Origin of the sequence: Hoylesella buccalis ATCC 35310, from assembly GCF_025151385.1 — a bacterium.
Classification (GTDB): domain Bacteria; phylum Bacteroidota; class Bacteroidia; order Bacteroidales; family Bacteroidaceae; genus Prevotella; species Prevotella buccalis.
In genome coordinates this window covers 909,638-933,240 of record NZ_CP102287.1, presented here as the reverse complement: position 1 = coordinate 933,240, position 23,603 = coordinate 909,638, and the positions used below count along the sequence as shown (strand labels likewise).

The 23,603-nt window shown below is 45.8% G+C and carries 19 protein-coding genes; 12 read left to right on the top strand and 7 right to left on the bottom strand.

Going from position 1 to position 23,603, the window contains the following annotated elements; all coding sequences use genetic code 11:
- Window positions 1–73 precede the first annotated feature (73 nt).
- Window positions 74–2,074: an OPT family oligopeptide transporter gene (locus tag NQ518_RS03965; RefSeq protein ID WP_227205806.1), complete on the bottom strand. Its 2,001-nt coding sequence runs from the start codon at window positions 2,072–2,074 to the stop codon at window positions 74–76.
- A gap of 200 nt (window positions 2,075–2,274) precedes the next feature.
- Here NQ518_RS03965 and dnaB point away from each other — a divergent pair, with 200 nt between their 5' ends.
- Together dnaB and NQ518_RS03955 are read left to right on the top strand one after the other, a co-directional pair.
- Window positions 2,275–3,780 (top strand): replicative DNA helicase, encoded by a 1,506-nt coding sequence (gene dnaB / locus NQ518_RS03960; protein ID WP_102696925.1) that lies wholly within the window; start codon window positions 2,275–2,277, stop codon window positions 3,778–3,780.
- Between the two features lie 67 nt (window positions 3,781–3,847).
- The gene (locus tag NQ518_RS03955; RefSeq protein ID WP_374211132.1) at window positions 3,848–4,588 is read left to right on the top strand and encodes a tetratricopeptide repeat protein; all 741 of its coding nucleotides are present in this window, start codon (window positions 3,848–3,850) and stop codon (window positions 4,586–4,588) included.
- Window positions 4,589–4,659: 71 nt separating this feature from the next.
- Here the strand turns inward: NQ518_RS03955 and NQ518_RS03950 are convergent, their stop codons facing one another.
- The gene (locus tag NQ518_RS03950) at window positions 4,660–5,286 is read right to left on the bottom strand and encodes a deoxynucleoside kinase (protein ID WP_227205804.1); all 627 of its coding nucleotides are present in this window, start codon (window positions 5,284–5,286) and stop codon (window positions 4,660–4,662) included.
- A gap of 66 nt (window positions 5,287–5,352) precedes the next feature.
- On the bottom strand, window positions 5,353–5,976 hold the full coding sequence (locus NQ518_RS03945; RefSeq protein WP_227205802.1) for a deoxynucleoside kinase: 624 nt from the start codon (window positions 5,974–5,976) through the stop codon (window positions 5,353–5,355).
- A 360-nt stretch (window positions 5,977–6,336) separates the two neighbouring features.
- Between NQ518_RS03945 and NQ518_RS03940 the strand changes: the two genes are divergently transcribed.
- Window positions 6,337–7,038 (top strand): SIMPL domain-containing protein, encoded by a 702-nt coding sequence (locus tag NQ518_RS03940; RefSeq protein WP_227205800.1) that lies wholly within the window; start codon window positions 6,337–6,339, stop codon window positions 7,036–7,038.
- Window positions 7,039–7,218: 180 nt separating this feature from the next.
- Here the strand turns inward: NQ518_RS03940 and mscL are convergent, their stop codons facing one another.
- Window positions 7,219–7,638, bottom strand: coding sequence for a large-conductance mechanosensitive channel protein MscL (gene mscL / locus NQ518_RS03935; RefSeq protein WP_227205798.1), 420 nt, complete (start codon window positions 7,636–7,638; stop codon window positions 7,219–7,221).
- 299 nt (window positions 7,639–7,937) lie between these two features.
- On the opposite strand from mscL, the gene gap reads away from it, so the two are divergent.
- The 8 genes from gap (at window position 7,938) to guaA (ending at window position 17,888) form a co-directional block, all read left to right on the top strand.
- On the top strand, window positions 7,938–8,957 hold the full coding sequence (gene gap / locus NQ518_RS03930) for a type I glyceraldehyde-3-phosphate dehydrogenase (protein WP_004348308.1): 1,020 nt from the start codon (window positions 7,938–7,940) through the stop codon (window positions 8,955–8,957).
- 80 nt (window positions 8,958–9,037) lie between these two features.
- Entirely contained in the window at window positions 9,038–9,952 is a 915-nt protein-coding gene (gene miaA / locus NQ518_RS03925) for a tRNA (adenosine(37)-N6)-dimethylallyltransferase MiaA (RefSeq protein WP_227205796.1), read from the top strand.
- A complete protein-coding gene (locus NQ518_RS03920) occupies window positions 9,942–10,877 on the top strand; it encodes a diacylglycerol/lipid kinase family protein (protein ID WP_227205794.1) in 936 nt (311 codons plus the stop codon). Before miaA ends, NQ518_RS03920 begins: the two co-directional genes overlap by 11 nt.
- A 125-nt stretch (window positions 10,878–11,002) precedes the next feature.
- Entirely contained in the window at window positions 11,003–11,203 is a 201-nt protein-coding gene (locus NQ518_RS03915) for a hypothetical protein (RefSeq protein WP_227205792.1), read from the top strand.
- A gap of 140 nt (window positions 11,204–11,343) precedes the next feature.
- Window positions 11,344–13,287, top strand: coding sequence for a glycogen debranching enzyme N-terminal domain-containing protein (locus NQ518_RS03910; protein WP_227205790.1), 1,944 nt, complete (start codon window positions 11,344–11,346; stop codon window positions 13,285–13,287).
- Between the two features lie 16 nt (window positions 13,288–13,303).
- A complete protein-coding gene (locus tag NQ518_RS03905; RefSeq protein ID WP_227205788.1) occupies window positions 13,304–14,572 on the top strand; it encodes a glycosyltransferase family 4 protein in 1,269 nt (422 codons plus the stop codon).
- 44 nt (window positions 14,573–14,616) lie between these two features.
- Window positions 14,617–16,029, top strand: a complete 1,413-nt coding sequence (locus NQ518_RS03900) for a glycoside hydrolase family 57 protein (RefSeq protein ID WP_227205786.1) — start codon at window positions 14,617–14,619, stop codon at window positions 16,027–16,029.
- A gap of 314 nt (window positions 16,030–16,343) precedes the next feature.
- A complete protein-coding gene (guaA, locus tag NQ518_RS03895; RefSeq protein WP_227205784.1) occupies window positions 16,344–17,888 on the top strand; it encodes a glutamine-hydrolyzing GMP synthase in 1,545 nt (514 codons plus the stop codon).
- A gap of 110 nt (window positions 17,889–17,998) precedes the next feature.
- Here guaA and NQ518_RS03890 read toward each other — a convergent pair whose 3' ends face one another.
- Together NQ518_RS03890 and NQ518_RS03885 are read right to left on the bottom strand one after the other, a co-directional pair.
- On the bottom strand, window positions 17,999–20,539 hold the full coding sequence (locus NQ518_RS03890; RefSeq protein ID WP_227960815.1) for an ATP-dependent Clp protease ATP-binding subunit: 2,541 nt from the start codon (window positions 20,537–20,539) through the stop codon (window positions 17,999–18,001).
- Between the two features lie 130 nt (window positions 20,540–20,669).
- Window positions 20,670–21,650, bottom strand: a complete 981-nt coding sequence (locus tag NQ518_RS03885; protein WP_227205781.1) for a GNAT family N-acetyltransferase — start codon at window positions 21,648–21,650, stop codon at window positions 20,670–20,672.
- Between the two features lie 86 nt (window positions 21,651–21,736).
- Here NQ518_RS03885 and NQ518_RS03880 point away from each other — a divergent pair, with 86 nt between their 5' ends.
- Entirely contained in the window at window positions 21,737–22,306 is a 570-nt protein-coding gene (locus NQ518_RS03880) for a Maf-like protein (protein ID WP_227205779.1), read from the top strand.
- 267 nt (window positions 22,307–22,573) lie between these two features.
- On the opposite strand, the gene ypfJ is transcribed toward NQ518_RS03880, so the two are convergent.
- Window positions 22,574–23,449 carry a KPN_02809 family neutral zinc metallopeptidase gene (gene ypfJ, locus NQ518_RS03875; protein ID WP_227205777.1) on the bottom strand — a complete coding sequence of 292 codons (876 nt, stop codon included), beginning with the start codon at window positions 23,447–23,449 and terminating at the stop codon, window positions 22,574–22,576.
- Between the last annotated feature and the right edge of the window lie 154 nt (window positions 23,450–23,603).

Below are 23,603 nucleotides of genomic sequence, written 5' to 3'. Positions count from 1 at the left end.
AACGATGTGGTTCAACGTGAATTTAGTATGGCAGTCTGGGTTTGGAACCCTGCACCAGACTGCCATTCAATGTTTAAGCCTTGCTCTTGTCTCGCGTAGCTAAGATGAAATAGCTAATCAACAGCAGGTATGCGGCCAGTGACAGCAATTCGGACAAGGGGTTGGCAAGCCAATCTGGATTGATGGGATTGAAGCCTGTAAAGCGTAGCAACGCGCTCAAAACGCCCATCAACGCACCGCCGGCGATGAAGCCGCTGGCCAGCAGCGTACCCTTCTCTCCGCGCTGTTTGTTCACCTCATTGTTCTTGCTGCGTGTGGTCACAAACCAGTGAATGGCGCCACCGATGAGGAGGGGCGTGTTGAGTTCCAACGGAATGAACATGCCCAATGCAAATGCCAGTGCGGGAATTTTGAGTAAAGTGAGGATGATGGCCAACAATGCACCGATGCCGTATAAGATCCAAGGTGCGCCCGCACCATTCATCAAGGGCTCGATAACAGCTGCCATGGCATTGGCTTGCGGTGCCACCAGATGCCCTTGTTGTGCCGGATCGAAGCCGTAAGTTTGATTGAGCAGCATCATCACGCCGCCCACGGTAGCCGCACTGACCAGGGTTCCCAAGAACTTCCAAGTTTCTTGTTTGGCTGGTGTCGTTCCCAACCAATAGCCAATCTTCAGGTCAGTGACAAACGCACCGGCCATGGAGAGAGCGGTACACACCACGCCTCCCATGATTAAGGCGGCTACCATGCCCTCGGGACCGTTGAGTCCCACGGCTGCCATGACCACGCTGGCCAAGATAAGTGTCATCAAGGTCATGCCCGATACCGGGTTACTGCCTACGATGGCAATGGCGTTGGCTGCCACGGTGGTAAACAAAAAGGCAATGATGGCCACTAAGAGAATGGCAATCAGCGCATGCGTAAAGTTGTGCATAACGCCCAAAAGGAAGAATGCAAAGGTGATGAGAATGGCGGCAATGGAGCCGATGGCTATGACGCGGAACGAGATATCCCTGCGTGTGCGTATCTCTTCTTTCGTCACCTCACCTTGGCCTTTCATCTCCTTAGCCGCTAGTCCAACGGCACTTTTGATGATACCCCAGCTCTTGATGATGCCAATGATGCCCGCCATGGCAATGCCACCGATACCGATGCTCTTGCCGTAGGTGGTGAAAATCAGCTCGGGAGACATCTCGCCCACCGTCATGGTGAGGTTGGTTCCACCGATGTTTAGGATGGTGTCGCCAAACAACAGTGACAGTCCTGGCACGATGAGCCACCAAACGGCGAACGAACCCATACAGATGATAAAGGTATATTTCAGTCCGATGATGTAACCAAGGCCCATCACGGCTGCGCCGGTGTTTACCTTGAAGACCAGTTTGGCTTGATCGGCCAGCTGCTGACCTAAGCCGAAAACGCGGGTGGTGAAGTTCTCATTCCACCATCCAAAGGTGGCTACGATGAAGTCATAAAGCCCACCAACCAGTCCGGCCATAAGCAATGGCTTGGCCTGCGACCCGCCTTTGGCACCGCTCACAAGCACTTGTGTGGTGGCAGTGGCTTCGGGGAACGGATATTTTCCATGCATGTCGCTCACGAAATATTTGCGGAAAGGAATCAGAAATAGAATGCCAATGACTCCTCCCAGTGCTGAACTCATGAAGATTTTCATGAACGACGCACTCATTTCGGGGTACTTGGCTTGAAGAATGTAAATGGCAGGCAGGGTGAAAATGGCTCCAGCCACCACTGCACCCGAGCAGGCTCCGATGCTTTGGATAATCACATTTTCACCAAGTGCCTTGTTTCGCTTGGCGGCTGTTGACACGCCTACGGCGATGATGGCAATGGGGATGGCTGCCTCAAACACCTGTCCTACCTTCAAACCCAGATAGGCTGCGGCGGCCGAGAACAACATCGCCATGAGGATACCCCATGTCACTGACCACGCATTGACCTCGGGGTAGGTTTGGTTTGCGTGCATGATGGGTTGATACTCTTCTCCTTCTTTCAGTTCCCTGAAAGCATTTTCAGGTAATTGCACTGACTCTTTTTCCTTGTTTTCCATAAGTAATATTTGTGTTTTTGCTGACAAAGATATACTAAATCAATAAGATAGCAAAACGAATTGTAAGATTTTATTCCACTTTGTTATGATTGCTGTAGAGTGGTGTGGAATGTAAAAAGATGAACGCCGATGGGCGATAGTTGAACTATTTTTTATACATTTGCATTCCCAAGTTGGTAAAACAATAAAATACTTCAACCATGGCCACTACCAAAAACAAGCGTCCAACACCGATAGATAACTCTTATGCGCATGTTCAGCCACAAGCAACTGACGTAGAAAGAGTTGTTCTGGGGGCACTGATGATAGACAAAGACGCTTTTTCCATCATTTCCGAGATTCTTCGTCCTGAGTCATTCTACGAGCCAAGGCACCAGAAGATTTTCCATGCCATCCAGTCGTTGACGATGGAGGAGAAGCCGGTTGACATCATCACCGTGACCGATCAGCTGAAAAGAGAGGGGACGTTGGAGGAGATAGGGGGTGCTGCCTATGTAGTGGAGCTTAGTGCACAGGTTGCGTCATCAGCCAACATTGAGTATCATGCCAAAATACTTTCGCAGAAATCGCTGGCTCGTCAGTTGATTTCTTATGCCAGTGTCATCGAAACCAAGGCGTTTGATGAGTCGCAGGATATAGATGAATTGATGCAAGAAGCCGAAAGTGATCTCTTCACGTTGTCGCAAACCAACATGAAGAAGGACTATACGCAAATTGATCCTGTGATTGCCCAAGCAACGGAAATACTGCAAAAGGCATCTGCTAACACAGGTGATTTGACGGGAATACCTTCTGGATATACCAAATTGGATGGCATTACAAGTGGCTGGCAGAAGTCTGACTTGGTGATTATTGCGGGTCGTCCGGCCATGGGAAAAACGTCGTTTGCACTTTCTATTGCTAAGAATATCGCTGTAGATCATCATGAACCTATTGCCTTTTTCTCACTGGAAATGAACAATGTACAGTTGGTAAACCGCTTGATATCCAATACTTGTGAGATTGCGGGCAACAAGATTCTGAGTGGACAATTGACTGCTGATGAATGGAAACGTTTTGATACGAAAGTGAGAAACCTGATGGGTACACCTATTTATATAGATGACACGCCCGGACTGAGTATCTTTGAGCTAAGAACCAAGGCGCGTAGGCTGGTCAGAGAGAAAGGCGTAAAGATTATCATGATAGACTATTTGCAGCTGATGAATGCCAATGGCATGCGGTTTGGCAACCGTCAGGAGGAGGTTTCTACTATCTCCCGCTCACTAAAGGGACTGGCTAAAGAGCTGGATATCCCAGTACTGGCTCTGTCACAGTTGAGCCGTAACGTGGAGAATCGCGATGGATTGGAGGGAAAACGACCGCAGTTGAGCGACCTTCGAGAGTCGGGTGCCATTGAGCAGGATGCCGACTTGGTGCTGTTTGTGCACAGACCGGAGTATTATCGGTTGTATGAAGACAACAATGGGGTGGACTTACGAGGTAAAGCTCAAATCATCATAGCCAAGCATCGTAAAGGTGCGACGGGCGATGTGCTGCTTAATTTCCGTGGCGAGTATACGCGTTTTGAAAACTTGGACGAAGGTTATTCGATGCCAATTCCAGAAGGTGGGGAGTTTATGGAGTCGCGTCTTAATGGAGGTTTCCCACCTCCAGAGTCCACACCTTTAGGAGATTTGCCTCCAGCAGAGCCTGTTCCGTTTTGATGAATGGGCACTTTTCTCAATGAATACGATAGAGATTTTGGTATAAAATAGTGAAAAAGAGACTGTTATGAGTGGTTTTATCAGCATGTTGAGATGTACTTTAGATGCTTTTTCTTTCAGGGAAAAGGCGTGCATCTTGTCTGTTTTCATACTCTTTTTCATGTCTCTTTTGCCTTTAAACGGTTTTGCACAACAGCGTGAAGCGTTGCGTGATAGTTTGAAGAAGGCCACCGCAGCCTTGGAATATCATCCTGATAGTGTGGACTTGCGGTTGAAAAAAGCTGCGTGGAATTTACAATTAGAGCAGTGGCAGTATGCTAAAGACGAGTATGATAGGGTGTTGAACAAAAATCAAGACAACATCGCTGCCTTGTATTATCGGGCTTTCGCCAATCAAAAATTGGGGAGATATAATTTTGCCCGACTTGATTATGAGAATCTGTTGCAAAGAGTTCCCGGACATTTTTCTGCGCTTTTAGGTCTGGCTTTGCTCAATCAGAAGGACAAACACCATACGGAAGCACTTAATCAGATTAACCTGTTGGTGAGTCAACATGCCGACAGTGCGGTGGCTTATGCCGCTCGTGCGGGAATTGAAGTAGAGCAGGGGATGCTTGAGTTGGGCGAATACGATTATTCAGAGGCCATCAAAAGGGATCAGAAAAATACTGATTATCTGCTGAACAGAGCCGAACTGCGCATTCAATTGGGTAAAACTGAAAAGGCAAGAGAAGATCTTGACCGTCTTGTGTCATTAGGTGTTCCGCGCCCAGCTCTCAAGAATTGGTATAGAAGACTGAAGCGATGATTTTGAAAACGCTGTGCCCTAACAACCTACTTCCCCCGTTCTAACACTTTTAAGGCGCAGCCGTGCCGGCACTATTTCACGTCAAGCGGGAACAAACCATACAATCGGTCATCAATCATATCTGTAATCTCCTTGAAATCTTGTGGGTTTTCTTTGAAATGAAGGCGGTCGCCATCAACAATCATGAGGTTCCCTTTGTACGTGCTAATCCAGTTTTCGTAGAGCGTGTTGAGCCCTTGTAAGTAGTCTATTCGGATGGATTTTTCAAATTCACGACCACGTTTTTGGATGTGAGAAACCAGGTTTGGAATCCCTGAACGGATGTAAATCAAGAGATCAGGCAACTTCACGAGCGACATCATGAGGTTGAAAAGGTCTGTATAGTTGTCAAAATCGCGGTCGCTCATCATACCCATGCTGTGCAAGTTGGGTGCGAAGATGCAGGCATCTTCAAAGATAGTGCGGTCTTGAATGATGGTGTCGTTGCTCTTGCTGATGGCAACTACGTCTCTGAACCGCTTGTTGAGAAAGTAGATTTGCAAGTTGAACGACCATCGTGTCATGTCGGCATAGAAATCATCCAGATACGGATTGTCGTCTACTGGCTCGAATTGTGGTATCCAATTATATCGTTTGGCAAGCATGGTAGTGAGGGTTGTCTTGCCGCTTCCTATGTTTCCAGCAATGGCTATGTGCATGATGAATGAGTGTTTGTTGTGTGAATAGAATGATTGTTGATATGTTGAAAAGACGCTGCGTTGTGATTACAGATTGCCAAAGAGGCCGAACAGTTGCGCATCAATCTTGTCGATGATTCCTGAAAAGTCTTTCGGATTGTGCTCAAAGTCAAGCGCGTCCGCCTCAATGATGAGCTTTTTGCCTTGGTATTTATTGAGGATAAAATCTTCGTAACGCTCGTTAAGGTTCGTGAGATACTCCAGTGGAATGGCCTGTTCGTAGTCTCTACCGCGCTTTTGGATGTGTCCAACCAGGTTGGGAACAGACGAACGGAGGTAAATCATGAGGTCAGGAAGCTTGACAGCCATCATCATAGCCTCAAACAGTTCCATGTAAGTATTGAAATCTCTGTCAGACAAATGACCCATATCTCGGTTGTTGGCGGCAAACACATATACCCCTTCGTATATCGAACGGTCTTGTACGATGGTTTCTTTCGATTGAGCTATATCCAGCAAGTCATGAAAACGTTGCTTCAAGAAGTAAACTTCAAGGTTAAAAGCCCATCGTTCAATGGATCGATAGTAGTCGTCCAAATATGGATTGATGTCCACCGATTCCAATTTAGGCGTCCACCCATAGTGTTTAACCAACATGTTTGTGAGGGTTGTCTTGCCGCTTCCGATGTTTCCTGCGATGGCTATATGCACTGTTTTTGTCTTACTAAGAGTTGATGACTAAGCAGAATGAGCCGGGTGTATTCTATCTATTAGATTCAAAGATGCAAAGCCTTTCTGCATTTTGCCTGCAAAGTTAACCGAAACAGTGCATACTTCAAAATATATTAGTTGGTTTTTCTTGGTTTCCGTTTACCTTGACATTGGCTGTCTGAAAGAAGCTGTCAGTCCTTCGTGTGAGATGTTTTTCCCTTACTATTTGATGTGTTATAATGTTTGACGAAAGGTTATTTAATTTTAATTACGTCCATTTATCATCCAATTCGCGCATACAATTAAAATGAAAATCCTATATTTGTGTCATACAGAATGATTCATCAAAAACATAAAAATATGAAAGGACAAGTTTTATCTGCGGCACTCATCGCCTTCAGTATCGTCGTTTTAGGATTTGCGATAAAGGGCGGTATCGATAACTTTGTGAACAAAGACCACAAGGTAACGGTAAAAGGATTGTCGGAAAAAGAGGTTGAGGCGGACAAAGTGACATGGCCCATCTTATCAAAAGAAATTGGCAACGACCTGCCACAGCTGTATAAGAACATTGCCAACACACAGGCCATCATCAAGAATTTCTTGCTGAGTAACGGTATATCTGAAAGCGAAATCAGCGTCAACGCACCCTCGGTGATTGACATGAATGCCAACCAATATTCCAGCAATGAGTCGCGTTATCGCTATAACATCACCTCATCGATAACCGTAACATCGAAGAAAGTAAAGTTGGTGAGAAGCATTATCGCCAAACAAGGCAGCTTACTCAAGGAAGGAGTGGCCATTGTGGATGGTGGATATGAGAATCCTGTGAAATACGAGTATGTGTCTTTCGCGGCCATGAAACCCAAGATGATGGAGGAAGCCATTGATAATGCTGAGAAAACAGCCCAGCAATTTGCCGAAAACAGTCGCAGCAAACTGAACAAGATTACCAGTGCTGATCAAGGACAGTTCTCCATTGAGGACCGTGATTCCAACACGCCTTACATCAAAAAAGTAAGAGTGGTGACCACCATTACCTATTCTTTGAAAGATTAGCCGCCGTTGAAGGTCACGCTAAACAATTGATAGTCTAATCGAGTTTCGCTGGCTTTGTGGGTAAAAGAATAAACAAACAACGGATGTTTCATCGTGAAGCATCCGTTGTTATCTTTAGGTAGGTATGTGATGATGATTGACCTACCCACTTGTTTCTTGTGTGTAAACGAAGAATTTTGCTTATTTGTTCTTCAGCAAGTCACGAATCTCCGTCAAGAGTTTCTCTTCTGTTGTGGGTTCAGGTTTTGCTGGTTCAGGCTCTTCTTCATTCTTCTTAGTGAATTTCATGACTGCTTTGACGAGCAAGAATACACAGAAGGCGATAATTAGGAAATCAACCGTCTGCTGAATAAAGTTGCCATAGTTCAATGTTACGGCTTCCATGCTCTTGCCATCTTCTGAGAGTTTCTCGCCCAGTTTGATACTCAAGTCTTTAAAGTTGACACCGCCAAGCAGAAAACCAATGGGAGGCATGATGATGTCATCCACGAGGGATGATACAATTTTACCAAAGGCACCTCCGATGATTACACCGACAGCCATGTCAACCACATTGCCACGCATGGCAAATGTTTTGAACTCATTTAAAAACTTCTTCATAATTGTCTTTTTTTTATAATAATAATCGATATTTTGTCATGTAGACTTGTCATTGTTCTTTTTCGATGATTATATTCTGTAAAGTTATCGAATAACAAGGCTTTTTTATATTATTTAATACATGAATCACATGCAAATATAGAAAATAAATTGTAACTTTGCATACAAATAAAGGATAATTGTTACTTGACGTTCGTTTTTTTCGTTGTTTCATGACACGATGAGAGATTCTGTCATCAGGATGACAATCATTTCTATGATTTATAATTTAACCCTTTAATAAATAAACTAAAAGTAAAATGATTAAAATTGGTATTAACGGTTTTGGCCGTATCGGTCGTTTCGTTTTCCGTGCTTCTTTGGAAGAGGCTAATGCAAAAGACGTAGTAGTTGTAGGTATTAACGACCTTTGTCCAGTTGATTACTTGGCATACATGCTGAAATATGACACCATGCACGGTCAGTTCAACGGTACAATCGAGTATGACGTTGAGAAGTCTGAACTGATTGTGAACGGTAACAAGATTCGTGTGACCGCAGAACGCAACCCTGCTGACTTGAAGTGGGATGAGATTGGAGCAGAATATGTTGTTGAGTCAACAGGTTTGTTCTTGACCAAAGAGAAATCACAGGCTCACATCCAGGCTGGTGCCAAATATGTTGTGATGTCAGCTCCTTCTAAGGACGACACTCCAATGTTTGTTTGCGGTGTAAACCACGAGAAGTATGAGAAGGGTACACAGTTCGTTTCTAACGCATCTTGCACCACCAACTGCTTGGCTCCTATCGCTAAGGTGTTGAATGACAAGTTTGGTATCACCGATGGTTTGATGACCACTGTACACTCTACTACCGCTACACAGAAGACTGTTGACGGTCCTTCTATGAAGGATTGGCGTGGTGGTCGTGCCGCTTCTGGCAACATCATTCCTTCTTCAACAGGTGCTGCTAAGGCTGTAGGTAAGGTGATTCCTGAGTTGAACGGCAAGCTGACAGGTATGTCTATGCGTGTTCCTACTTTGGACGTTTCTGTTGTTGACTTGACCGTTAACTTGGCTAAGCCAGCTTCATACGACGAGATTTGCAAGGCTATGAAGGACGCTTCTGAGGGCGAACTGAAGGGTATTCTTGGATACACTGAAGAGGCTGTTGTTTCTTCTGACTTCTTGGGCGACCCACGTACCTCTATCTTCGACGCTAAGGCAGGTATCGCTTTGACAGACACCTTCGTAAAGGTTGTATCTTGGTACGATAATGAAATTGGTTACTCACACAAGGTTGTTGAGTTGATCAAGCACATGGCAAAGGTTAATGGCTAATCAAAATTAGTCGTTTAACGATAAATAAGCCGTTCGAGATAGCTCGAACGGCTTTTTTTTAGTATATTTGTCGCGTGAAGATGTTAACAATCTTAGGTCCAACGGCCAGTGGGAAAACGGCATTTGCAGCCCATCTTGCAGCCGATATCGGTGCTGAAATCATTAGCGCCGACAGCCGACAGGTGTATCGAGGGATGGATATCGGTACAGGCAAAGACCTCTCTGACTATGTCGTTCACAAGCAAATTCCCTATCATTTGATTGACATTGTTGATGCTGGAGAGAAGTACAATCTGTTCCGGTATCAGCAAGATTTTCATGCAGCATACGAGGATATTGTTTCCAGAGGCATCATTCCCATCCTCTGTGGCGGCACTGGTCTGTACATAGAAGCCGTGTTGAAAGGTTATGCGCTGTCGCCCGTGCCCCAGAATGAGCATCTGAGGCAGCAGCTAAGCGGCAAGTCTTTGGCCGAATTGACGGACATATTGATTGATTTGAAGCATAAAAACCATTCGGTGATGCACAATCAATCTGACGTAGATACAGCGCAGCGCGCCATCAGGGCCATTGAGATTGAAACCCATCTATTGCAGCATCCCATGCCCCAACGCGCACTGCCACCCATTGACGCATGCATCATCGGACTGCGCATTGACAGGGAAGAACGCCGGAAAAAGATTACTGACAGACTGAAACACCGATTGGAAAATGGCATGATCGAGGAGATTCAAGGGTTATTGGCTTCAGGTATACCGCCCGAAAATCTTATCTATTATGGATTGGAATATAAGTATGTAACCGAGTATGTCATTGGAAAAACTACCTATGACGAGATGTTTCAGCAACTCGAAATTGCCATCCATCAGTTTGCCAAGCGACAAATGACTTGGTTCAGGGGAATGGAACGGCGAGGGTTCGTCATCCATTGGATTGACGCGACGCTGCCCATGGAGGAAAAAATAATAAGAACGAAAGAGATATATGGCTATTGACAACAAACGGTGGGGGATTATTTACTGCCCCAAGAGCAATGCTTTAAGACCACAGAAACATTGGGAGCGCATCGAAAGAAGCCTGAAAGCCAATGGGGTGGAATACGACTATGTGCAAAGCGAGAATTCCGCAAGCGTGAGTCGTTTGGTCAAGATGTTCATCAATTCGGGGTACAAGACGATTGTCATCGTTGGCGGCGACTCGGCTCTCAATGACACCATCAACTGCATGATGCAGGCCGATTCGCAGCTGCGTGACGAGATTTCTTTAGGACTTATCCCCAATGGACTGATGAACGACTTTGCCCATTTCTGGAATATGCGGGAAGGCGAGGAAGAGCGTATCATCAAAGCGCTGAAAAAACACCGTGTCAAGAAATTGGATTTGGGTTGCATGCGGTACACTAATAAAAACGGTGAGGCGTGCAGGCGCTATTTCTTGAATTGTGTGAACATAGGCTTCATCGCAGCCATCATGAACCTGCGCCGCAAAACACGCCGCTTATTTGGGTCGCGAACCCTGTCGTTCTTTTTTTCTTTCGCCTTGTTAATCTTCCAACGACTGGATTATAAAATGCATCTCAAGATTAATACCGATATCATTAAGCGTAAGGTGATGACGGTGTGCGTGGGTAACTCGCTGGGATATGGCCAAACGCCAAACGCCGTTCCCTACAACGGCCAGTTGGATGTTTCTGTGGTCTATCATCCCGAAATGACCCAACTTTTTGAGGGTATCTATTTGTTTTTGCGAGGTAAGTTCCTCAATCACAAGAGTGTACACCCTTATCGTACCAAAAAGGTTGAAGTGTTTACGGCCGAACATGCCATGGTGGGTATTGATGGACGACTGATGAAGACGCCGGTTGGAAAATTCACGTTGTCGATAGAACCCGAAGCCATCAATTTCTTGTTGCCAGACTAATCTCTTTTCTTATTTTTGCAGTTGTCTCCCAAGGCTTCAGCGTTTCGGTTCCAAACCCATTGAGTTTGGCCTCTAAACGCATTGACTTTGACCTCCAAACTCATTGACTTTGGACATCAAACTCATTGAGTTTTGTCTGCCAGCGTTCACTGAACTGGTTTTTGGGCGTTACATCCGTCTGCGTACCTGTATCGGCATTGGTTTTTTACGGAAATGATATTGGTGAAAACATGCTTGTGAATGGTGCAGGAACCACGTTGTCTACTAACATCGACAGACAAGAGGGAAAACCACATTTGTTGCTCATCCAGAGCGAAATAAGATGAATTTTACAAATAAAGTTCGGTTTTATTTTGCTTTCAATTGAAAAATGACTAACTTTGAATCCGCCGTCAAACACGCAGAAATGTTGTTTGCTGCGGCCGTTAAATCTAGTAACAGACCAATATTATACCTTAATAGGCCTATGAGCTATCTTAAATTTGAACGGGCTTTCATGACTAATTTGGAGGAATCTCTTCAGAGAGAATTGCTGCGTACCAATCGGTCGGGAGCCTATTCCTGTTCTACCATTGTGGATTGCAACACCCGCAAGTATCACGGCTTGTTGGTTGTTCCTGTCCCCGAACTTGACGATGATAATCATGTGTTATTGTCGTCGTTGGATGTTACGGTCATCCAACATGGTGCAGCGTTCAACCTGGGTTTGCACAAATATCAGGGCGATCATTTCAGTCCGAATGGACACAAGTATATTCGCGAGTTCAATTGTGACAAAGTTCCTACGACCATCTATCGGGTAGGTGGAGTGTTGTTGAAGAAAGAGGTGGTTTTCCAACACTATGAAGACCGAATCTTGATATGCTATACGCTGCTGGATGCACACTCTGAAACCACCTTGCGTTTCAAACCTTTCTTGGCTTTCCGTAGCGTTCGACAGTTCACGCACGAAAATGCGACGGCTAGCAGAGACTTTGCGCAAGTGGACAAGGGCATCAAGACATGTATGTACCTAGGTTACCCCGAGCTGTTCATGCAGTTTTCTAAAGACAATGAGTTTGTGTTCCAGCCCGATTGGTATCGTGGAGTGGAGTATCCTAAAGAACGTGAGCGTGGCTATGCGTCCAATGAAGATCTCTATGTGCCCGGATATTTCGAGCTGAACATCAAGAAAGGAGAGCAGGTCGTGTTCTCGGCATCTACCTCTTCCTGCGATCCGAAAGAGCTGCAACAACTCTTCGGCGAAGAAGTAGAGGCGCGTAGTCCGCGCGACAATTTCTTTCACTGTCTGGTCAACGCTGCCCATCAGTTCCACAATCGTACATCTGAAGACGAACGGTACATCCTGGCTGGTTATCCCTGGTTTAAGTGTAGGGCGCGCGATACGTTTATCGCCCTGCCTGGATTGACCTTGTCTATCGAGGAACAAGACTATTTTGAGTTAGTGATGGCAACGGCCATGAGAGGTCTCACCGAGTTTATGGAAGGCAGGCCGTTGACCGTAAAAATATATGAGATAGAGCAGCCCGACGTGTTGTTGTGGGCGGTATGGGCCATTCAGCAATACGGTAAGGAGGCTGGAATGGAACAATGTATCAGTCGGTATTATCAATTTGTGTTGAAAATCGTTGATTTCATCGAGTCTGGACGCCATCCTAATCTCAGCCTCGAGAGTAATGCACTGCTCAAGTCGAATGGCAGAGATAAGCCAGTGACATGGATGAACTCTATCGCAAATGGTCGCCCAGTTGTTCCACGTTCGGGGTACATCGTTGAGTTTAATGCGCTATGGTACAATGCGCTGAAGTATGTAGCAGCCTTGGCAGAAGAAAGCGGAGACCTAAAAACCGTAGATCATTATGAAGCTTTGGCGAAAAAATGCCAGGAATCGTTTGTGAATACCTTCTATAACGAACACGGTTATCTGTTTGATTATGTGGATGATGGGCGCCCCGATTGGAGCGTTCGACCCAATATGATATTCCCTGTTGCCTTTGATTATTCACCGCTTACACAAGAGCAGAAGAAAAATGTGTTGGATGTTTGTACACGAGAATTGCTAACGCCAAAGGGATTGCGTTCGTTGTCACCCAAAAGCAATGGTTACAACCCCATGTATGTGGGGCCGCAGACGCAGCGCGACCATGCCTATCATCAGGGAACGGCATGGCCTTGGCTGGGTGGTTTTTACATGGAAGCGTGTCTGAAATTGTACAAACGAACGAGATTGAGTTTCATCGAGCGTCAGATGGTGGGCTATGAGGACGAGATGATGCAGCACTGCTTGGGTACGATTCCCGAGTTGTTTGATGGCAATCCGCCGTTCCATGGGCGTGGAGCCATCTCGTATGCCATGAACGTGGCAGAGGTGTTGCGCACGTTGGAGTTGTTAGAAAAGTATAAATATTGAAAAGGAGGATGAACAAATGAAAGTATTGATGTTTGGATGGGAGTATCCTCCTCATATCCTCGGTGGTCTGGGTACGGCCAGTTTTGGTATCACCGAAGGACTGAAAGCGCAGGGAGACATGGAGATTACCTTCTGTCTGCCAAAACCATGGGGTGACGAAGATCAGTCGAACGCCCATGTGGTTGCCATGAACAACGTGCCTATTGCCTGGCGTGACGTGGATGCTGACTATGTGAAAAGTAGAATAGGAAACATCACTGACTACCAGGAGTATTATCGATTCAGAGATCACATTTATGCTGATTTCAATTACATGAATGTTAACGACTTGGGATGTTTGGAATTTTCAGGTCGTTATCCCGATAATCTGCATGAAGAAATCAATAATTATTCTATCGTGGCAGGCGTGGTTGCCCGTTCACTTGACTTTGACATTATCCATGCACACGACTGGCTGACCTATCCTGCCGGCATCCATGCGAAGCAAGTGAGCGGAAAACCACTATGCATTCATGTGCATGCAACCGACTTTGACCGTAGCAGGGGCAAGGTGAATCCAACCGTTTATAGCATGGAGAAAAACGGAATGGACAATGCCGACTGTATCATGTGTGTGAGTGAGCTGACTCGGCAAACGGTCATTAATCAGTATCATCAAGATCCCCGAAAGTGCTTTACGGTGCACAATGCTGTTTATCCACTGCGGCAAGAATTGCAAGATATCCCTCGTGCGGACCACCGGGGGAAAGAGAAAGTCGTCACTTTTTTAGGGCGTTTGACCATGCAGAAGGGTCCTGAATACTTTGTTGAGGCTGCTAATATGGTGCTTCATCGCACACACAATGTACGTTTTTGCATGGCAGGGTCGGGCGATATGATGGATCAAATGATTTATCTGGCGGCTCAGCGAGGTATTGCACATCGCTTTCATTTCCCTGGATTCCTACGTGGAAAACAGGTGTACGAGTGTTTGAAGGCTTCTGACGTGTATGTCATGCCGTCTGTGAGTGAGCCGTTTGGCATCTCTCCGCTAGAGGCAATGCAATGTGGTACACCCTCCATCATCTCCAGACAGAGCGGATGTGCCGAAATTTTGACCAACTGTATCAAAGTTGACTATTGGGACATTCATGCCCTGGCGGATGCCATCTACTCCATTTGTCACAATGAAAGTCTGTTCACCTACCTGCAAACAGAGGGAAAGAAAGAGGTTGATCAGATTACATGGGAGAAGGTTGGCGTGTGGATTAGAGAGCTTTACGAGCGTACGATGGGCTGGCGTTAAGTGTGATAGATATGTGTGAAATAACGAAAAACCTATAAATAACAATGAAAACAATTTGTCTATATTTCGAAATACATCAGATTAGGCATCTGAAGCGTTATCGCTTTTTTGACATTGGTACCGACCATTATTATTATGATGACTATGAGAATGAGCGGTCTATGACAGAGATTGCCAATCAATCGTACATGCCAGCCCTCAACACCCTGTTGGACATGATTAAGACGCACAATGGATATTTCAAGGTGGCCTTTTCTCTTTCAGGCGTGGCGATAGAGCAAATGGAGATTCATGCACCGCAAGTGCTTGAGAAATTGCAAGAACTCAACGAAACAAAATGCGTGGAGTTCTTGGCCGAACCCTATTCGCACGGTCTTTCATCGCTGATTAATGAGGAATGTTTTGCAGCAGAGGTGAAGCGCCAGTGCAAGAAGATGGAAGAGTATTTCGGCCAAAAACCTCGTGTACTACGCAATTCGTCATTGATTTACAGTGATGACATCGGACTGCAAGTTTCACAAATGGGGTTTGATGGTATGCTGACAGAGGGCGCCAAACAGGTGCTGGGATGGAAATCGCCTCATTATGTTTATCATTGTACGTTGGCGCCAAAGCTGAAACTTTTATTGCGTGACGTGGAATTGAGTGACGACATCTCATTGCGTTTCAATAACCGTTCATGGGAAGGTTATCCTTTGTTTGCCGACAATTATATCAACCGAATCGCTGAACTTCCTGATAAAGAGCAGGTAATCAACATCTTCATGAATCTGTCTGCCATAGGGATGTCGCAGCCTTTGGACAGCAACATTCTTGAGTTTTTAAAGGCATTGCCGTTTTGTGCAAAGCATAAAGACATCGTCTTTTCTACTCCTTATGAGATATGTTCAAAGACCCAGAGCGTTGGTGCCTTGGATGTTCCAGATACAATTAGCTGGAATGATGAGGAGAGAGATGTGAGTGCTTGGCTTGGAAACCCCATGCAGCGAGAGGCATTCAACAAGCTTTACAGTGTTGCTGATCGCGTGAGAATCGCCAATGATCCGCGAATTAATCAGGATTGGGATTATTTACAAGCCAGCAACAACTTTAGATTCATGACCACTAAATCGTCTGGAGTGGGATTGGATCGAGGCATTTACAGCAGTCCTTTCGATGCCTTTACCAATTATATGAACATCTTGGGTGACTTTATCAATCGGGTGAATACGCTTTATCCTGAAGAAATCGATAATGAAGAGCTGAATTCTCTATTGACAACCATCAGGAATCAAGGCGAAGAAATAGAGATTAAGGAGAAGGAAATCCTGCGTTTGCAGACAAAAATAGAAAAGATAGAGGCGGCCAGTGATAAGCTCAAGGCGAAGCTGGACGACGATACAGACAAGGATAAAGGTACGGTTTCTGGTACAGAGGCAACGTCAATCGCTGCCAAAGACAAAGATTTACAGGCATGATTCGTTGTCGTTTTGTAGCGATTTAGTTGTGAAACATCATATTAGTGGCATGCGCTTCAAGGATTGCGCATGCCACTTTTTGGTGGTAGGTCAGTAAAATCTTTATATGAGGTTTCAGCAATTGCGCCTAAAATTGTTTGCTCAACGACATTTTTTTCGCACCCCTTTGTTATTTGCTCGAAAACCTTTATCTTTGTACCATAGAAAGACATGAAGACCAGAGTGGGGCATTCTGTAACTAATAAGTTAGCTCGTTCTTGTGCGGAATGTGTCGTTCTATACATTACGAATCAGTATCCTGTAATATCATCAATATGCAACAGAAAATTATCATTTTAGACTTTGGTTCACAAACTACACAGCTTATTGGCCGAAGAGTGCGTGAATTGGATACCTTCTGCGAAATATTACCGTATAATAAGTTTCCTAAAGGTGACGAATCTGTCATTGGTGTCATCCTGAGTGGTTCGCCGTATTCGGTGCATGACCATGAGGCATTCAAGTGTGACTTAAGTGATTTCATAGGCAAGTACCCCGTTTTGGGCATCTGCTACGGCGCCCAGTTCATCTCATTCACCAATGGTGGAAAGGTAGAAAGTACGGGTACGCGCGAATATGGACGCGCTCATTTGGAAAAGTTTGACGCAACTGATCCGCTATTCAAGGGCTTCCAACCGCAGTCACAGGTGTGGATGAGCCATGGTGATACCATTACTGCCATTCCAAGTGATTGTCATGTCATTGCCAGTACAGGCGAGGTGAAGTATGCAGCGTACGCCAGTGAGAAGAATCCAACATGGGCTGTTCAGTTCCATCCCGAAGTGTTTCATTCCACACAGGGTACCACTTTGTTGAAAAACTTCGTGGTGGACATCTGCGGTAGCCAGCAAACATGGAGCCCTGCATCATTCATTGAGAGCACGGTTGAGAGCATTCAGCAACAGGTGGGCAATGACAAGGTGATATTAGGACTGAGTGGTGGCGTTGACTCTTCTGTGTGTGCAACACTTTTGAACAAAGCCATTGGTCGTAATTTGACCTGCATTTTCGTCGACCATGGCTTGTTGCGGAAGAATGAGTTCAGCAATGTTATGAAGGCTTATGAAGGTCTTGGCCTGAACGTGATAGGCGTTGATGCCAGCAAGAAGTTCTTTGATGACTTGAAAGGAGTGACCGATCCAGAGCAAAAACGCAAGATTATCGGCCGCGACTTCGTTGAGGTATTCAACGCAGAAGCGAAGAAAATCACCGATGCCAAGTGGTTAGCGCAGGGAACTATCTATCCTGACCGCATCGAAAGCTTGAGTATTACTGGCATGGTTATCAAGAGTCATCACAACGTGGGTGGCCTTCCAAAGGACATGCATCTGCAACTTTGCGAGCCTCTTCAGTGGCTGTTCAAGGACGAAGTGCGCCGAGTGGGCTACCAATTGGGGATGCCCGAACATCTCATCAAGCGTCATCCGTTCCCCGGTCCCGGCCTTGCTGTCCGCATTCTTGGGGACATTACACCCGAGAAGGTCGCCATTTTACAAGAGGCGGACGATATTTATGTTCGTGCGTTGCATGATTGGATTTGCGACGATGGCGAGCCATTATACGATAAAGTGTGGCAGGCTGGAACCGTATTGCTGTCTACTATTCGCAGTGTTGGTGTGATGGGGGATGAGCGAACTTATGAGCATCCCGTTGCATTGCGTGCCGTTACCAGCACGGATGCCATGACTGCCGACTGGGCACACTTGCCATACGAGTTTTTAGCAAAGGTGTCTAACGAGATTATCAACAAGGTGAAAGGGGTGAATAGGGTTTGCTACGATATTTCTTCGAAACCGCCTTCGACCATCGAATGGGAATGATGATTCCTCATTTCCATGCAAAATATAACAAAAAGTCCCAAAGATGATCATCACCTTTGGGACTTTTTGTTCATGAATGTTTGCTTATTTATATTCAAAGCCCGCACTGATTACTTGAAAACCAGCTCTTCTTTTCCAGGTTTTTTCTCGATGTTGATGGTGTCACCAGGTTGGAGTTCGCCCGAAAGAATGCGTGCTGCAACGCCATCTTCAATATAAGTTTGAATGGCTCTCTTCAGTGGACGGGCACCAAACTGCACGTCATAACCTTTTGTAGCCACAAACTCTTTTGCCTTATCCGAAACATGAATGTGGTATCCCATGCCTTCAATGCGTTTGAATAGCCCCGTCAATTCGATGTTGATGATCTTCTTGATGGCATTCAAGTCAAGCTGATCGAAGATAATGATTTCGTCCAAACGATTCAAAAACTCTGGTGCGAACTGCTTGCTCAGGCTCTTCTGAATAATCGAGCGGGCGTATTCCTTATCCTCATCATTCATGCTGGGACCTAAATTGTTGGCAGCATTGAAACCAATACCACGCCCAAATTCCTTCAGTTGGCGTGTACCGGCATTCGAAGTCATGATGATGACGGTGTTTCTAAAGTCAACCAATCGACCGTTTCCGTCCGTCAATCTTCCTTCATCCAACACTTGTAGCAGGGTGTTAAACACGTTACCGTGCGCCTTTTCTATTTCGTCCAGCAAAACAATGGAGTAGGGATGACGCCTAACTTTCTCGGTTAGTTGTCCTCCTTCCTCATAACCTACATATCCAGGAGGTGCTCCCACGAGCCGCGAAACATTGAAACTCTCGGTGTATTCGCTCATGTCAATCCTGATCAGCGCATCCGTTGAACCAAACATGTGCTCAGCCAATTTCTTGGCAAGATAGGTCTTTCCTACGCCAGTAGGCCCCAAGAACATGAAAGCACCAATGGGATGGTTCGGATCTTTCAATCCAATGCGATTCCTCTGTATGGCCTTTACCAACTTGTCGATGGCTGGATCTTGGGCAATGACAGCGTCTTTCAGCTCTTTGGCCATTCCCTTCAACCTCACGCCTTCAGCTTCTGCCATGCGTTGAACAGGCACACCGGTCATCATTGACACAACATCAGCAACCTCGTCCGCCGTGATGTTCACCCTTTCGTCCATCTTGCCGGACGACCATTGCTTGTTCATGTCTTCCAACTCAATTTCCAATTCGGTTTGTTTGTCTCGATAACTGGCTGCCAATTCGAAATTCTGATTGCGTACAGCTTCTTGCTTTTTTATTTTAACCGCATCGATTTCTTTTTCTTTGTCGGTGATAGAGGAAGGCACTTCAGCGTGCTGTAAAAACACTTTCGACCCCACTTCATCCATGGCATCAATAGCCTTGTCGGGGAAGAAACGGTCGGTTACATACCTTTCTGTCAACTTGACACAGGCCAACAGTGCCTCATCCGAGTATTGAACATGATGATGCTGTTCGTATCTCTCCTTGATATTTTTCAGTATCTGTAGCGTTTCCTCCGTGGTAGTCGGCTCAATCAGCACCTTTTGGAATCTTCGTTCCAACGCACCATCTTTCTCTATCGAGTTTCGATATTCATCCAATGTGGTAGCACCAATACACTGAATCACACCACGAGCTAATGCCGGTTTCATGATATTGGCGGCATCCATGCTTCCAGGTGTGCTTCCTGCACCAATCAGCGTGTGAATCTCGTCAATGAAAACGATGATGTCAGGATTCTGTTCCAATTCTTTCAACAGGGCACGAATACGCTCCTCAAATTGTCCCCGGTATTTCGTTCCGGCCACGATGGCTGTCATGTCCAGACTTACCACTCGCTTGTTGAATAGCACGGGAGATGTCTTGTGCTTGGCAATCAGTTGTGCTAATCCCTCTACGATGGCGCTTTTACCGACGCCCGGCTCACCTATTAATATAGGATTATTCTTCTTTCGTCGTCCCAGAATCTCGATAACGCGTAGAATTTCCTTGTCCCTTCCTACCACCGGATCCAGTTTTCCCTCCCTTGCTGCTTGTGTCAAATCGGTAGAGAAGTTGTCCAGGATAGGCGTTTTGCCATTCCCTTTTCTCGACTGTGTCGTTGTTGATGGTGCAACATTGCTCTGGTTATGAGCCGTTTGCTGTCCTCTTGAGTCAAACTCAGCTTCCTCTTCCTCGTCTGGCAAGTCAAGTCTGCTGCTTGTTGGTTTTGCCATTCGTCGCAAATAGGTCAGCGTATCTTCGTAGTTCATGTTGTTTGTTTCTAATATTTCTTTGGCTCCATTGTTGGCTTGGTCATGCAAGATGGCCAACAACAGATGATGCACGTCCACCGTTTGCGTATGTTGAATCCTCGCTTCCAGCACGGCCAGCTTCAAAATGTTGCTGGCTCTCTCGTTCAAAACGAGTTCCGACGTGTTGATGGGTTCGTTGATTTCTTCTATTCGTACCCGGTTTTCCAATTCTGCTTTCACGGTTGGAAGATTGATGTTCAATCGTGTAAACACATTTTGTACCAGGCTATCCTTTTCTCTGAGCATCCCCAAAAGAAGATGTTCCGGGCCAACTGATCGGCTGGCCAGTCGGGTAGCTTCCTCTCTACTGAATGCCAGTACTTCGGATACTTTTGGTGAAAACTGACTAGTCATATCTCTTTTTACCTTTCTTTTCTTATTAAATACTACTTAATAGTTTGCAAAAATCGTGCCAATCTACGATAGCATCGCCATCCAATCCTGATGTCTTACTATCAAGAGGTGCCTCGTCTCGGCATCAATCTCATTGCCGATAGAGCCAAGAAAATACACGATTCACCCACGGTATGTATATCCTGAACCAGCGGTATTTGGTCACTGGCTTGCCTCCGAACCTGAGGATGAACTCTCTGAACTGACTCTTCTTAAATGGTAAGCCAGCGTAGAGGAAGTAGAAATGCGCGCAATGATTGGCGTGTGCATACTTAATGGCGTTCCATACCGTGACCGTGTCGGGGTGCAGGGGGTAGAAAGTCTTGCGCTTGGATGCCAGATACCACAGATAAGCGTTTCCTTGTGAAAGGATAATGGTGCATCCGCCAATCAGCTTGTTTTTGTACTGTGTGATGAATGTCTTGGTGTGTTGATTCTGATACAACTTCGTAAACATCTCTTCAGAAGGGATGAATCTCTTGATTTTGCTTCTGAAGTGATTTTTCAGGTGATTGTAAAATAGTTGGAGTTCTTCCGTGGTAGCCACCTCACTCGTCGTCACTCCGGCAGATTCAGCGTGTGCGATACGTTTCAAGGCCTTCTTGCTCAACCTGTTTTCTGGCGGCATACTGTGCAGCGAATTATGAATCTCTTGCCAGTTCATGGGGAAGTACTTGTTCTGTCTGAAGTACTGATAGCCAAACATCTTCTGGCTCAACGCGCTGAACTCTGTGTATAGCGCGAGCTTGCGCCTGAAGAAACGGTTGATTTCATGCAGCATCAGCCCAAACACTTGTTCCTTGTTCTCACAGCTGTCCTCATATTCTCCCTCGCCGTAAACTCTCCCTTGCTTATATATAAAAGGTGGAATCCAGGAGCCATGCCATCTCAGCAGCGCCAACATGTGAGCGACACACTTGCCTGAAGGGTCTTGTGCAACAACCATGTAAGGCGTTTGACCGGATGTATGCTCGGCTATCCGGAACAGCTCCGTGCTGTGAAAAAAGTTGTTGCAGGTTATCGGTGGCAATTCAGAGCTCTTGGAAATGATGCTGACCTTGATGTTGTCCATAGGACAAAAATACGAAATGTTTTCTGAAAAAAACAATGTTTCAGTGAATTTGATTAACTTTGTCCCAGAGATTTTTAACTATTCTGATGATTAAACCATACAAAATCATTCTGGCTTCACATTCTCCACGGCGCCAAGAGTTGCTGCGGGGACTTGATGTGAGCTTTGAGGTTAAGGTGAAAGAGGGAATTCCCGAGGATTATCCAGCCGATTTAGACACGGTTGAGATACCCAAGTTTATCGCACAAAAAAAGGCTGCTGCCTACGAAATGGCTCAAGACGAGCTGTTGATTACAGCCGATACGGTGGTCGTGCTGGGCCGACATGTCATGGGTAAGCCTGTGGATGCCGACCATGCCCGACGCATGTTAAGAGAGTTGAGTGGCAAGACGCATCAAGTGGTAACGGGCGTTTGTCTGAAAACGGCATCGGAGCAGCGTGCCTTTTCGGTGGTGACAAACGTGACGTTTAAAGAACTTTCGGATGCTGAGATAGATTACTACATCGAGAAATACCAGCCTTTCGACAAAGCAGGTTCCTATGGTATACAAGAATGGATTGGCTATATTGGTGTAACCAAGCTGGAAGGTAGTTACTTCAACGTCATGGGATTGCCCGTTCAGCGCATTTATGAAGAGTTGAACAAAATGAAGTAACCATCTTCAATACAGCGCTTTAAGGTTGTGATACTTTTCCTTTTAAAAGGTGATTGCGAGTGTGTTTATCACCTTTCTGCATCATGCGTTCTTTCCATTCATGCAAAGTGGTTTTTCAATAGCATTGAGTTTGGTGCTTAAAGTCATTGGGTTTGGTGTCCAAAGTGATAGAGATTGGACGTCAAACTCAATGCTATTCAAATCGAGGAGCAGATTGATAGAAAAATAAAACGAAGAACAGTGTGGCTCTTCGTTTTAACTCACTCTTTACAAGTCACTTTCGCTTACATTGAAGGTGTTGATACTCATGTCGCCTTTTTCAATTCCCAACTTCAACCATTTCATGCGCTGTGCGCTGGTTCCGTGGGTGAACAACTCTGGCTGACTGTATCCCTGTGCCTTTTCTTGCAGGTAATTGTCACCTATTTTTTCGGCACAGTTGATGGCCTCTTCAATGTCGCCGTCTTCCAACGAATGGTATTCCGCGTCGTCATAATGGGCCCACACGCCGGCGTAATAGTCGGCCAAAAGCTCCAAGCGTACGCTCACCTTGTTGGCTTCAGCCTTGCTCATACGGCTCATCATGCTATGTCCTTCTGACAAGATGCCCAGCAAATGCTCCACATGGTGGCCCACCTCATGCGCGATGACGTAGGCGTAGGCAAAGTCGCCGCTGGCTCCCAATTGGCGTTTCATAGTGGTGAAGAACGAAAGGTCAAGGTACAGCTTTTGATCACCCGAACAATAAAACGGTCCTACTGCCGATGTCGCCGAGCCACAAGCACTCTGTACGCCACCCGTATACAACACCAATGTAGGAGGAGTGTATTTGCGTCCCATCTGCTGAAATACCTTTGTCCATACGTCTTCCGTGCCTGCGAGTATCTGTCTGGAAAACTTTGCCAGCTCTTCCTCTTCTGCCGTGAATTCCCGTTGTTGTGGGGCACGCTCTTCTTGCAAGCCGTTCAGTGCGCCTTGCTGGATGACGTTTCCTATCACGTCACCGAGGTTTCCGCCCGACATGAATGTCATCAGGGCAATCACGACAATGGCTCCTAAGCCTCCGATGCCCGCCTTTGCGCCTCTTCCCATGCGCCGCCGGTCTTCTACGTTGTTGCTTTCTCTTCGTCCGTTTAATCTCATTTTGTATGTTGTTTTGTGGTTGACTTATTGAATTGAATGACTGACAAATTTAATCATTTATTTGATAACTCCGTTCAAAAAGCCCAGGAATGATGTTCCGCTGCGGTAAAATCCTCTGTTTTTGTATGATGAGGGTGGTTGAAATGCGGCCTCA

What these genes read in the sequence shown, in the direction of transcription:
- NQ518_RS03965 (WP_227205806.1), bottom strand. Translation starts at nt 2,074, where the DNA reads ATGGAAAACAAGGAAAAAGAGTCAGTGCAATTACCTGAAAATGCTTTC.
- dnaB (WP_102696925.1), top strand. Translation starts at nt 2,275, where the DNA reads ATGGCCACTACCAAAAACAAGCGTCCAACACCGATAGATAACTCTTAT.
- NQ518_RS03955 (WP_374211132.1), top strand. Translation starts at nt 3,848, where the DNA reads ATGAGTGGTTTTATCAGCATGTTGAGATGTACTTTAGATGCTTTTTCT.
- NQ518_RS03950 (WP_227205804.1), bottom strand. Translation starts at nt 5,286, where the DNA reads ATGCACATAGCCATTGCTGGAAACATAGGAAGCGGCAAGACAACCCTC.
- NQ518_RS03940 (WP_227205800.1), top strand. Translation starts at nt 6,337, where the DNA reads ATGAAAGGACAAGTTTTATCTGCGGCACTCATCGCCTTCAGTATCGTC.
- mscL (WP_227205798.1), bottom strand. Translation starts at nt 7,638, where the DNA reads ATGAAGAAGTTTTTAAATGAGTTCAAAACATTTGCCATGCGTGGCAAT.
- gap (WP_004348308.1), top strand. Translation starts at nt 7,938, where the DNA reads ATGATTAAAATTGGTATTAACGGTTTTGGCCGTATCGGTCGTTTCGTT.
- miaA (WP_227205796.1), top strand. Translation starts at nt 9,038, where the DNA reads ATGTTAACAATCTTAGGTCCAACGGCCAGTGGGAAAACGGCATTTGCA.
- NQ518_RS03920 (WP_227205794.1), top strand. Translation starts at nt 9,942, where the DNA reads ATGGCTATTGACAACAAACGGTGGGGGATTATTTACTGCCCCAAGAGC.
- NQ518_RS03910 (WP_227205790.1), top strand. Translation starts at nt 11,344, where the DNA reads ATGAGCTATCTTAAATTTGAACGGGCTTTCATGACTAATTTGGAGGAA.
- NQ518_RS03905 (WP_227205788.1), top strand. Translation starts at nt 13,304, where the DNA reads ATGAAAGTATTGATGTTTGGATGGGAGTATCCTCCTCATATCCTCGGT.
- NQ518_RS03900 (WP_227205786.1), top strand. Translation starts at nt 14,617, where the DNA reads ATGAAAACAATTTGTCTATATTTCGAAATACATCAGATTAGGCATCTG.
- guaA (WP_227205784.1), top strand. Translation starts at nt 16,344, where the DNA reads ATGCAACAGAAAATTATCATTTTAGACTTTGGTTCACAAACTACACAG.
- NQ518_RS03890 (WP_227960815.1), bottom strand. Translation starts at nt 20,539, where the DNA reads ATGACTAGTCAGTTTTCACCAAAAGTATCCGAAGTACTGGCATTCAGT.
- NQ518_RS03885 (WP_227205781.1), bottom strand. Translation starts at nt 21,650, where the DNA reads ATGGACAACATCAAGGTCAGCATCATTTCCAAGAGCTCTGAATTGCCA.
- NQ518_RS03880 (WP_227205779.1), top strand. Translation starts at nt 21,737, where the DNA reads ATGATTAAACCATACAAAATCATTCTGGCTTCACATTCTCCACGGCGC.
- ypfJ (WP_227205777.1), bottom strand. Translation starts at nt 23,449, where the DNA reads ATGAGATTAAACGGACGAAGAGAAAGCAACAACGTAGAAGACCGGCGG.